We start from the raw sequence: 10,061 nt of genomic DNA, 5'->3' as shown, positions 1-10,061 counted from the left end.
ACCTCGGCACCGCCACCGAAGCCCTCCCACCCCAGACCTCGATCCAGATGGCCATCCTCGTCATCTCCATCATCCCCATCGTCATCGTCTACCCCTTCCTCCAACGCCACTTCGCCAAAGGCATGCTCACCGGCGCCGTCAAGGGCTGACCCGCCCGCCGACCACCCACCGAAGGGTTCCCACCGCCATGACACCGACGTCAGGACTCAGTCGCCGCCGTCTGCTGCAGACCGGCCTCACCGCCGCCGCCCTCACCGCGGTCGGCGTCCCCACCCTCAGCGCCTGCAGCAACGAGGGCCGCGGAGGCGGCGGCTCCCAGGCCGCCGACGACGCCGTCCAGCTGCCCGACCACATCCCCTTCGAGGGGCTGCCGGCCGACCTGGTCGGGGAGAACGGGGTGGTGGACGGGCTGCTGCGCTACCCCGCCGACCCGCCGCAGGTCACCAGCGGCACCCCCGGGGACGGCCAGCCCGTCAGGGCCCTCACCTTCACCAACAACCCGCTGCCCCCGGCGCTGGAGAACAACACCTTCTGGCAGGGTCTGAACGATCGCCTGGGCGCCCCCTACGAGGTCTCCCTGGTGCCCAGCGCCGACTACGCCGACCGGTTCCAGACTGCAGTGGCCGGTGACCAGCTGCCCGACCTGTTCAGCATCCAGCACACCTCGGTGCCCTCGCTGCCCGGCCTGCTCGCGCAGAGGGCCGTCGACCTCACCCCCTTCCTCGCCGGGAGCGCGGTGGCCCGGTACCCGATGCTGGCCAACATCCCGACCAACACCTGGGAGGCCACGGTCTACGACGGCAAGATCTACGCCGTCCCGATCCCGCGCGGTCCCGGGCTGAGCACCGTCCTCTACGGCCGTCAGGACGTGCTGGAGGAGCGCGGTCTGGACGCCGTCCCGGACTCCTGGGAGGCCTTCTTCGACTTCTGCGTGCAGGCCAGCGCGGGAGCCGTCAACACCTGGGCACTGAGCGCGGTGCCGCTGGTGGTGCTGCGGCAGATGTTCGGCGTGCCGAACACCTGGGCCGACGAGGGCGGCCGACTGGTCAGCGCCTACGAGGCCGAGCGCCAGCCCGAGGCCCTGGAGGCCGGACGCCGGCTGGTCGCCGAGGGCCTGGTGCACCCCGACGCCTTCGGCGTGCCGCAGAGCCAGCGCAAGACCTGGATCGCCAACGGGACCACCCCCTTCATCGAGGACACCTTCACCGCCTGGTTCGGCTTCTACCAGCTGGAGCTGAGCGAGGGGTTCCGGGTCGAGATCTACCGCCCGCCGATGGCCGACGGCGGGGGCGACGCCCCGATCTGGCTGGGCAACCCGACCAGCAACATCACCGCGATCAGCGCGCGCTCGGTCGACCGGGCCGAGGCGCTGCTCAGCGTCCTCGACCACCTCGCCGCGCCGGTCGGCTCGGCCGAGCAGCTGTACAAGATCTACGGCGAGGAGGGGGTGCACCACACCCTGGACGGCACCAACCCGGTGCTGACCGAACGCGGGCGCAGCGAGACCTTCCTCGGGCTGCAGTACCTCTCCGAGGGTCCCTTCACCCTGTACCTGGGCGGCCAGCCCGGTGCGGTGCAGCAGCAGTTCGACATCCAGAACGAGCTCGTGCCGACCGGTCTGCCCAACCCGGCCCTGGGGCTGTACAGCCAGACCCAGAGCCGCCGCGGCACCCAGCTCAGCACGATGATGTCCGACCTGGAGAACGAGATTCTGCAGGGTCGCCAGCCGGTCTCGGCCTGGGCCGAGGGCGTGGCGCGCTGGAAGGCCGACGGCGGCGACGCGATCCGCGACGAGTACCAGCTGGCCCTGGACGAGCGGGTCGGCGGATGAGCCCCGAGGCGCCGCTCCTCGACCGGCTGCCCGGCGCCCGCCGGCAGGTGGCCCGGGCCGCGATGGCACTGATGGACGCGCACTGGGACGAGGACGCCGGGCTCTTCCGCAGCCCCGACGGCGACTGCTACCAGCTGTGGCGCAGCGACCAGCCGGTGCACCTCGTGCGCGAGACGCCGATGTACGCCCTCGGCCTGCTGCTGCGAGACGGGCCCGGCGACCACCCGCGGGCGGTGCGGGCGCTGCAGACGGTGCTCGACCTGCAGCTCGACGAGCCCGACGCCGTCTACCACGGCACCTGGGTGCGCGCCCCGCAGGAGGAGCGTCGCGGACCGGGTGCCGTCGAGTGGCGCGACTACGACCCGAACTGGCGCGAGTTCATCGGCACCACGCTGTCGCTGGTGCTGCACGACCACGACGGACGGCTGCCCGCCGCCCTGGTGGACCGGCTCGAGCACGCGGTCGGGCTGGCCGTCGAGGGCACGCTGGAGCGCGACGTCCCGCCCCGCTACACCAACATCGCGCTGATGCGGGCCTACCTGCTCGACTTCGCCGGGCGCCGGCTCGGCCACCCGGAGCTGAGCGGGCTCGCCGCGGAGCAGGCGCTGGCCGTGCACGCGCTGTTCGCACCGCACCAGACCTTCGAGGAGTACAACTCCCCCACCTACTACGGCGTCAACCTCTACGCCCTCGCCCTCTGGCGGCGTCCGGAGTGCGCAGCGGTGCTGCGGGAGCTCGGCACGCAGATGGAGGCCGGGTTGTGGGCCGACATCGCCCGCTTCTACCACGCCGGGCTGCGCAACCTCAGCGGCCCGTTCGACCGCGCCTACTCCATGGACATGACCGGCTACGTCGGCTACCTCGGTCTGTGGATCGCCGCGGTGGTCGGGCTGGAGGCCGCCCCGGTGCCCGACCTCAGCTCACCGCCGGTGCACGCCTGGGACCTCTGCCCCGGGGTGGCGATCGGGCTGCTCGGCAGCCAGCCGCCCGCGACGAAGACCCCGCACCTGGCCGCCTTCCAGGGCCCGCGGACGATCAGCCGCACCATCACCGCAGAGCCGTACCGGGCGGCCACCGCCTGGCTGGGCGAGCACGTCATGCTCGGCGGGCAGCGCTCTCAGAGCACCGCACCGGGATCCTCCCAGCTGCACCGGGTCACGGTGCACTGGCGGCTGCCGGACGGCCGGGTCGGCTGGGTCCGGCTGCGCGGCGGCCCAGCCGTGGACGCCGAGGCCGGCCCCGGCCGGGTGGACCTGCACGCCGTGCAGCCCACGAAGGCGACCCGTCTCGACCTCGAGCTGGCCCCCGCCGTGGCGGCCGGCGCCCGGGTCGAGGCCGACCGGTGGGAGCTGCCCGGGCTCGTCCTCGAGGTCGACACCGACGGCGTGCTGGAGACGGTCGACCCCGGCCCGGACGGCCTCCGGGTGCGCTACGCGCCCCGGCCCGACGCGCCCGGGACTCTCACCCTCCACCTCCGGCTCCGCGTGGCCGGACACCGCTGACCCCACACCCCACCCCCAGGAGAACCCATGACCCCGACGTCACCTGTCAGCCGCCGCCGTCTGCTGCAGGGCGGGCTGACCGCCGCCGCCCTCTCGGCCCTCGGCGTCCCCACGCTGACCGGCTGCAGCAACGAGGGCCGCGGAGGCGGCGGCTCCCAGGCGGCGAACGACGCCGTCCGGCTGCCCGACTACCTGCCCTACCAGGGCGTGGAACCCGACCTGGCGGGTCGCGACGGCGTCAGCGACGCCATGCTGGCCTACCCGGCCGACCCGGTCCGGGCCACCGACACGGCCCCCGGCGACGGCCGTCCGGTCTCGGTGCTGACGATCTCCAACACCCCCCTGCCGCCCGCGCTGGACAACAACACCTTCTGGCAGGCGCTCAACGAGCGGCTCGGCTTCGAGCTGTCGGTCTCCCTGGTGCCCAGTGGCGACTTCGACGAGCGGTTCCAGACCGCGGTCGCCGGGAGCCAGCTGCCCGACGTCTTCAGCCTGTTCACCGGCTCGATCCCCTCACTGCCGGCGCTGCTGCAGAGCGAGGCGGTCGACCTCACCCCCCTGCTGGCCGGCAGCGCCGCGGCGAACTACCCCTTCCTCGCGAACATCCCCACCGAAAGCTGGCGCTCGACCGTCTTCGGCGGCAAGATCTACGGGGTTCCGATCCCCCGCGGCCCGCAGAGCAGCGCCATGCTCTACGCCCGGGCGGACCTGATGGAGGGGCGCGGGATCACCGCCGCCCCCGGCTCGCTGCAGGAGCTGCACGACCTGTGCACCGAGGTCACCGCCTCGGCCGGCAACACCTGGGCGCTGGGCGGCGTCCCCCTGCAGGTGCTGCGGCAGATGCACGGCGTCCCCAACGCCTGGTCGGAGCAGGGCGGCACGCTGACCAGCGCCAACGAGGCGGAGGGGCAGCAGGACGCGCTCGAGGCCGGACGCCGGCTGGTGGCCGACGGGCTCGTCCACCCCGACGCCTTCGGCGCCCCGGGCACCCAGCGCAAGACCTGGCTGGTCAACGGGTCGATCTCGTTGATGGAGGACACCTTCAGCGCCTGGCCCGACTTCTACACCTTCCCGATCGGGGAGGAGTTCCGGCTCACGGTCTACCCGCCGGCCCTGGCAGGAGGCGGCGGCACCGCACCCATCTGGCTGGCCGGACCCACCCACAACATCACCGCCATCAACCTGCGCGCCGCCGACCGCGCCGAGGCCCTGCTGGGCGTCCTCGACCACCTCGCCGCCCCCTTCGGCACCGCCGAGCACCTCTTCAAGAACTACGGGCTGCCCGGGGAGCACCACGAGCTCGACGGCACCGACCCGGTGCTCACCGAGCGGGGGCGCAGCGAGACCCAGCTCGGTCTGAAGTACATCGCCGAGGGCCCCTGGACCACCTACCAGGCCGGTCGCCCCGAGGTGGTCCAGGCCCGCTTCGACGCCCAGACCGCGGTGGTGCCCGGTGCCCTGCGCAACCCCGTCCTCGGCCTCTACAGCGAGACCGCCAGCCGGCGCGGCAGCCAGATCGGCAGCGTGCTCGGCAACCTCGAGGCCGACATCCTGCAGGGTCGCCGCCCCGTCTCGGCCTGGGCCGAGGGGGTGGCCACCTGGAAGAAGAACGGTGGGGACACCATCCGCGACGAGTACCAGCAGGCGCTGCAGGAGCGGGTCGGCGGCTGACCGTCGGGCCGGCCCCGGGGCGGCACGCCGTCCCGGGGCCGGTCGTGCTCTCTTGACTTGACCAGACGAAGGTTTAACGTTCACCTGGACGCACGCAGCACCGAGGACCAACCCACGACGGAGTGGAGGACCGATGGGAACCGACCGACCACCCGCGCCCCGGCTGACCCGACGGGGACTGCTCGGCGCGGGAGCGGCGGCCGGGGCGGGCCTGCTGGGCCTGACCGGCTGCTCCGGTGCGACCGGGGGCAGGACGCCGCTCGACTACTGGCACCTGATGAGCGGCGGCGACGGCATCCTGATGGGCGACATGGTCGCCGCCATCAACGGCAGCCAGCAGACCTACACCGCCGCCCAGACCGTGCTGGCCTGGGGCTCGCCGTACTACACCAAGCTGGCGATGTCCTCGGTGGCCGGCCGAGCCCCCGACCTCGCGATCATGCACCACACCCGGGTGGCCGGCTACGCCCCCGGCGGGCTGCTCGAGCCCTGGGACGTCGCCGAGCTGGAGCGGTTGGGCATCGGCCCCAGCACCCAGCCGGAACGGATCTGGCAGAAGGGCCAGCACGAGGGCCAGGTGTACTCGATCGCCCTCGACTCCCACCCCTACATCATGATCGTCAACACCGACCACGCCGAGGCCGCGGGAGTGCTGGAGAGCGACGGCACCGTCGAGATCTCCTCCCCCGAGCAGCTGGTGGAGGTGGGCACCCGGCTGGCCGAGGTGACCGGCGGGACCGGGCTGTCCTACGGCTACCTCGGCGACGGCGCGTCGATGTGGCGGTTCTTCTACACCCTCTACCGCCAGCAGGGCGCCGAGATGGTGCTGACGCCCGGACGTCCCGCCGAGTACGACATGGACGCCGCCGTCACCGCGCTGAGCACGATCCGGTCCATCCTCGACGGCCGGATCGCGGTGCAGAGCAACGACCTCGGCGGCTCGATCGCGGAGTTCGTCAGCGGCAGCACCGGGATCCTCTTCACCGGCGTCTGGGAGACCCCCACCGTGGAGGACGCCGGGATCCCCTACTCCGCGGTACCGATCCCGACGATGTTCAGCGAGCCGGCGGCCTACGGCGACAGCCACGCCTTCGTGCTCCCCCGGCAGGCCTCGGTCGACCCCGAGAGCCGGCAGGCGGCGTACGAGTTCGTGGCCGCGATGCTCAAGAGCTCGGGCACCTGGGCCCAGGCCGGGCACGTCCCGGCCTACCTGCCGGTGGTCGAGTCGGAGGAGTACCAGGCCCTGCCGGCCAGCAGCTACGCCGACGTCACCGACATCCTCAACTACGACCCCGAGGCCTACTTCTCCGGGTCGGGCTCGAACTTCCAGAGCTACTTCGCCGAGAACATCCAGACCGTGCTGCTCGGCCGCACCGAGCCACAGGAGGGGATGGCCGGCTTCATCGAACGGATCAACTCGCTGCTGATGCAGCCCAACCCCGCCGCCCCGGCGGCCTGAGGAGACGACGATGAGCACCTCAGCCCTCAGCACCCAGGTGGAGCCGGCCCCCGCCGCGGCGCCGCCGCGCGACGACCGCAGCCCGGCCCGGCGCCGCCGCGACACCATCGCCGGTTGGGCCTTCGTCGGCCCGTTCACGCTGCTGTTCCTGGCTTTCCTGGTGGTGCCGATCCTGCTCGGGCTGTGGCAGAGCTTCACCTCCCTCAGCCTCACCGGCGCCAACAACACCTTCGTCGGGCTCGCCAACTACGCCGAGGCGTTCGGCGACGCCGACATGTGGAACGCGCTCGGCAACACCACCGTCTTCACCGTGCTGAGCACCGTGCCGCTGGTGCTCGTCGCGCTGGTGATGGCCCTGCTGGTCAACATGGGCATCAAGGGCCAGTGGTTCTGGCGGCTGGCCTTCTTCCTGCCCTTCCTGCTGGCTTCCACCGTCGTCACGCTGTTCTGGGAGTGGATGTACAACCCCGAGCTGGGCGTCATCAACGACGTGCTGACCCGCTTCGGCGCCGAACCCGTCTCCTGGCTGCAGGACCAGAACACCGCCATGGGCGCGGTGGTGGTCACCACCGTCTGGTGGACGGTCGGGTTCAACTTCCTGCTCTACCTCGCCGCCCTGCAGAACATCCCGCACGTGCAGTACGAGGCGGCGGCCATCGACGGGGCCAGCGCCTGGCGCCAGCTGTTCTCCATCACCCTGCCCCAGCTCGGCCCGACGACCGTCCTGATCGTCATCCTCCAGGTGCTGGCCTCGCTCAAGGTCTTCGACCAGATCTACATGATGACCCAGGGCGGGCCGGCCGGGGCGACCCGTTCGATCGTCCAGTACATCTACGACACCGGCTTCACCGGCTACCGGCTCGGCTACGCCGCCTCGATCTCCTACATCTTCTTCGCGATCATCGTCGTCCTGTCACTGGTGCAGGCCCGGATCGCCGTCCGGAGGAGCAGCTGACATGACCACCATCGCCGCCCCCGCCAGCGGACGCCGCGTCCTCACCGACGTCGGCACCGCCTCCGCCGGACGCCGCCGCGGCCCGTCCCTGGGACGCGGGTTCGCCTTCCTCGTCCTGCTGGTGATGGCCGTCGCCTGGCTGGTGCCGTTCGTCTGGGCGCTGGTCACCTCCTTCAAGACCGAGACCGAGGCCGCCTCGGCGCCGGTGACGTTCTGGCCCACCAGCGGCTTCTCCGTCGAGGGCTACGTCGCCACGATCGCCAACGGCCAGATCCCGCTGTGGATCGGCAACAGCCTGCTGACCTCGACCATCATCACCGTGCTCAGCGTCGCGCTGGCCGCCGCCGCCGGCTACGCCTTCTCCCGGATCGAGTTCGCCGGCAAGAAGGTGCTCTTCGCCGTCATCATCGGCTCGATCATCGTGCCCCCGCAGATCCTGCTGGTGCCGCTGTTCCAGGAGATGCTGGTGCTCGGGCTGGTCGACACCTACGCCGCGATCATCCTGCCCCAGCTCATCCACCCCGAGATGGTGTTCATCCTCAAGAAGTTCTTCGATGCCGTCCCGGTCGAGCTCGAGCAGGCCGCGCTGGTCGACGGCGCCAACCGGCTGCGGGTGTTCTGGACGATCGTGCTGCCGCTGTCGCGGCCCATCCTCGCCGCGGTGTCGATCTTCATCTTCATCGGCGCCTGGAACAACTTCCTGTGGCCGTTCATCGCCGTCAGCGACACCTCGCTGATGACCCTGCCGGTCGGGCTGGAGACGGTGAAGAGCGCCTACGGGATCCAGTACGCGCAGAACATGGCCTCTGCCATGCTGGCCGCGGCACCCCTGATCCTGGTCTTCCTCTTCTTCCAGCGCCAGATCATCCGTGGTGTCGCCACCACCGGATTCGGCGGCCAGTAGGCCGTCCGAGCACGACCGTCCCACTCCGAGAGAGCGAGAACGATCCCCCATGACCACTGCCCGCGTCGTCGTCGACCGCGACTTCACCGTCGGCCCGGTGCCGCACCGCCTCTTCGGCTCCTTCGTGGAGCACATGGGCCGCTGCGTCTACACCGGCATCTACGAGCCCGGCCACCCGAGCGCCGACGAGCAGGGCTTCCGCACCGACGTGCTGGAGCTGGTCCGCGAGCTCGGCCCCACCGTGGTGCGCTACCCCGGCGGCAACTTCGTCTCCGGCTACCGCTGGACCGACGGGATCGGCCCGGTCGAGGAGCGGCCCCGCCGGCTCGAGGGCGCCTGGCACACGGTGGAGAGCAACGCCTTCGGCCTGCACGAGTTCGTCGCCTGGGCCAGGACGGCCGGGGTCGAGGTGATGGAGGCCATCAACCTCGGCACCGCCGGTGTGGAGGAGGCGCGCGCGCTGGTCGAGTACGCCAACCACCCTGGCGGCACCTACTGGTCGGACCTGCGTCGGCGCAACGGCGCGGAGGAGCCCTTCGACATCCGGCTGTGGTGCCTGGGCAACGAGATGGACGGCCCCTGGCAGATCGGGCACAAGACCGCCGAGGAGTACGGCCGGCTGGCCCAGGAGGCGGCCAAGGCGATGCGGCTGGTCGACAACGACCTGGAGCTGGTGGCCTGCGGCAGCTCCAACTCCGGGATGCCGACCTTCGGCGCCTGGGAGCAGACCGTGCTCTCCCACGCCTACGACGAGGTCGACTTCATCTCCCTGCACGCCTACTACCAGGAGCACGAGGGCGACGTCGCCAGCTTCCTGGCCTGCTCCTACGACACCGACTACTTCATCGAGTCGGTGGTCGCCACCGCCGACGCGGTCGGTGCCAAGCGCAAGTCGACCAAGCGGATCAACCTCTCCTTCGACGAGTGGAACGTCTGGTACCAGCGCGGCCAGGAGACCGACGACCAGCTGCACCGGCTGGTCAAGCAGCCCTGGCGCGAGCACCCCCGGCTGATCGAGGACACCTACAACGTCACCGACGCCGTGGTGGTCGGCACCCTGCTCAACTCGCTGCTGCGCCACGGTGACCGGGTGACGGTGGCCAACCAGGCCCAGCTGGTCAACGTCATCGCCCCGATCCGCAGCGAGGAGGGCGGTCCGGCGTGGCGGCAGACGATCTTCCACCCGTTCGCCGAGACCGCCCGGCTGGCCCGTGGGCAGATCATGCGCACCGCCATCACCTCGAGCCAGCACCACAGCGACCGCTTCGGTGACGTGGACACCGTGGACGTGGCCTGCACCTGGGACGAGGGCACCGGGCGTCTGGCGCTGTTCCTGGCCAACCGCGGTCTGGAGGAGGCCTCCGACGTCGAGGTCGTGCTGCGGGGCCTGCAGGCCGGCGCCGACGGCCTCACCGGCCGGGTGCTGACCGTGCCCGAGGACGGCGACCGCTTCACCGCCAACACCGAGGACGCCCAGGACCGGGTCGGTCTGAGCGACCTGCCGGTCGACGTCCAGGACGGCAGCGTCCGGGTCAGCCTGCCGCCGCTGTCGTGGGCCTGCGTCGAGGTGCCCGTCACCACCGCCTGAGCCCCGCCCGCACGCCCGGCTGCTGCCGTGCCGTCACGTACCGTGGGCGGCATGGCAGCACCGGGCCGGGCGGTGGCCGCGCTCGCCGCGGCGCTGCTCGTGGGCGCCTGCACACCCTCCGCCGGCCCGACCGCCCCGCCCCCGTCGCCCG

Annotated in this window: 7 protein-coding genes; all 7 read left to right on the top strand. The window is 71.6% G+C overall.

Annotated features, from left to right (window positions below; translation table 11 throughout):
- The first annotated feature begins 187 nt into the window (after positions 1 to 187).
- The 7 genes from DVA66_RS12240 to arfA all read left to right on the top strand — a co-directional run bounded on the left by DVA66_RS12240 (position 188) and on the right by arfA (position 9,910).
- On the top strand, positions 188 to 1,831 hold the full coding sequence (locus tag DVA66_RS12240; protein WP_114560345.1) for an extracellular solute-binding protein: 1,644 nt from the start codon (positions 188 to 190) through the stop codon (positions 1,829 to 1,831).
- Positions 1,828 to 3,333 (top strand): hypothetical protein, encoded by a 1,506-nt coding sequence (locus tag DVA66_RS12235; protein WP_114560344.1) that lies wholly within the window; start codon positions 1,828 to 1,830, stop codon positions 3,331 to 3,333. The genes DVA66_RS12240 and DVA66_RS12235 overlap by 4 nt, the downstream gene beginning before the upstream one ends.
- Positions 3,334 to 3,360: 27 nt before the next feature.
- Positions 3,361 to 5,004 carry a type 2 periplasmic-binding domain-containing protein gene (locus tag DVA66_RS12230; RefSeq protein ID WP_114560343.1) on the top strand — a complete coding sequence of 548 codons (1,644 nt, stop codon included), beginning with the start codon at positions 3,361 to 3,363 and terminating at the stop codon, positions 5,002 to 5,004.
- Positions 5,005 to 5,137: 133 nt separating this feature from the next.
- Positions 5,138 to 6,463, top strand: coding sequence for an extracellular solute-binding protein (locus tag DVA66_RS12225; RefSeq protein ID WP_114560342.1), 1,326 nt, complete (start codon positions 5,138 to 5,140; stop codon positions 6,461 to 6,463).
- 10 nt (positions 6,464 to 6,473) lie between these two features.
- Positions 6,474 to 7,418, top strand: coding sequence for a carbohydrate ABC transporter permease (locus DVA66_RS12220; RefSeq protein WP_114560341.1), 945 nt, complete (start codon positions 6,474 to 6,476; stop codon positions 7,416 to 7,418).
- Position 7,419: 1 nt separating this feature from the next.
- Positions 7,420 to 8,322 carry a carbohydrate ABC transporter permease gene (locus tag DVA66_RS12215; RefSeq protein WP_114560340.1) on the top strand — a complete coding sequence of 301 codons (903 nt, stop codon included), beginning with the start codon at positions 7,420 to 7,422 and terminating at the stop codon, positions 8,320 to 8,322.
- Positions 8,323 to 8,371: 49 nt separating this feature from the next.
- Entirely contained in the window at positions 8,372 to 9,910 is a 1,539-nt protein-coding gene (gene arfA, locus DVA66_RS12210) for an arabinosylfuranosidase ArfA (RefSeq protein WP_114560339.1), read from the top strand.
- The last annotated feature ends 151 nt before the right edge of the window (positions 9,911 to 10,061 follow it).

This window comes from Desertihabitans aurantiacus, from assembly GCF_003344635.1.
Classification (GTDB): Bacteria; Actinomycetota; Actinomycetes; order Propionibacteriales; family Propionibacteriaceae; genus Desertihabitans; species Desertihabitans aurantiacus.
This window is presented reverse-complemented; position numbering and strand designations above follow the sequence as displayed.

Coding starts and splice junctions, on each gene's coding strand:
- DVA66_RS12240 (WP_114560345.1), top strand. CDS start 188: ATGACACCGACGTCAGGACTCAGTCGCCGCCGTCTGCTGCAGACCGGC.
- DVA66_RS12235 (WP_114560344.1), top strand. CDS start 1,828: ATGAGCCCCGAGGCGCCGCTCCTCGACCGGCTGCCCGGCGCCCGCCGG.
- DVA66_RS12230 (WP_114560343.1), top strand. CDS start 3,361: ATGACCCCGACGTCACCTGTCAGCCGCCGCCGTCTGCTGCAGGGCGGG.
- DVA66_RS12225 (WP_114560342.1), top strand. CDS start 5,138: ATGGGAACCGACCGACCACCCGCGCCCCGGCTGACCCGACGGGGACTG.
- DVA66_RS12220 (WP_114560341.1), top strand. CDS start 6,474: ATGAGCACCTCAGCCCTCAGCACCCAGGTGGAGCCGGCCCCCGCCGCG.
- DVA66_RS12215 (WP_114560340.1), top strand. CDS start 7,420: ATGACCACCATCGCCGCCCCCGCCAGCGGACGCCGCGTCCTCACCGAC.
- arfA (WP_114560339.1), top strand. CDS start 8,372: ATGACCACTGCCCGCGTCGTCGTCGACCGCGACTTCACCGTCGGCCCG.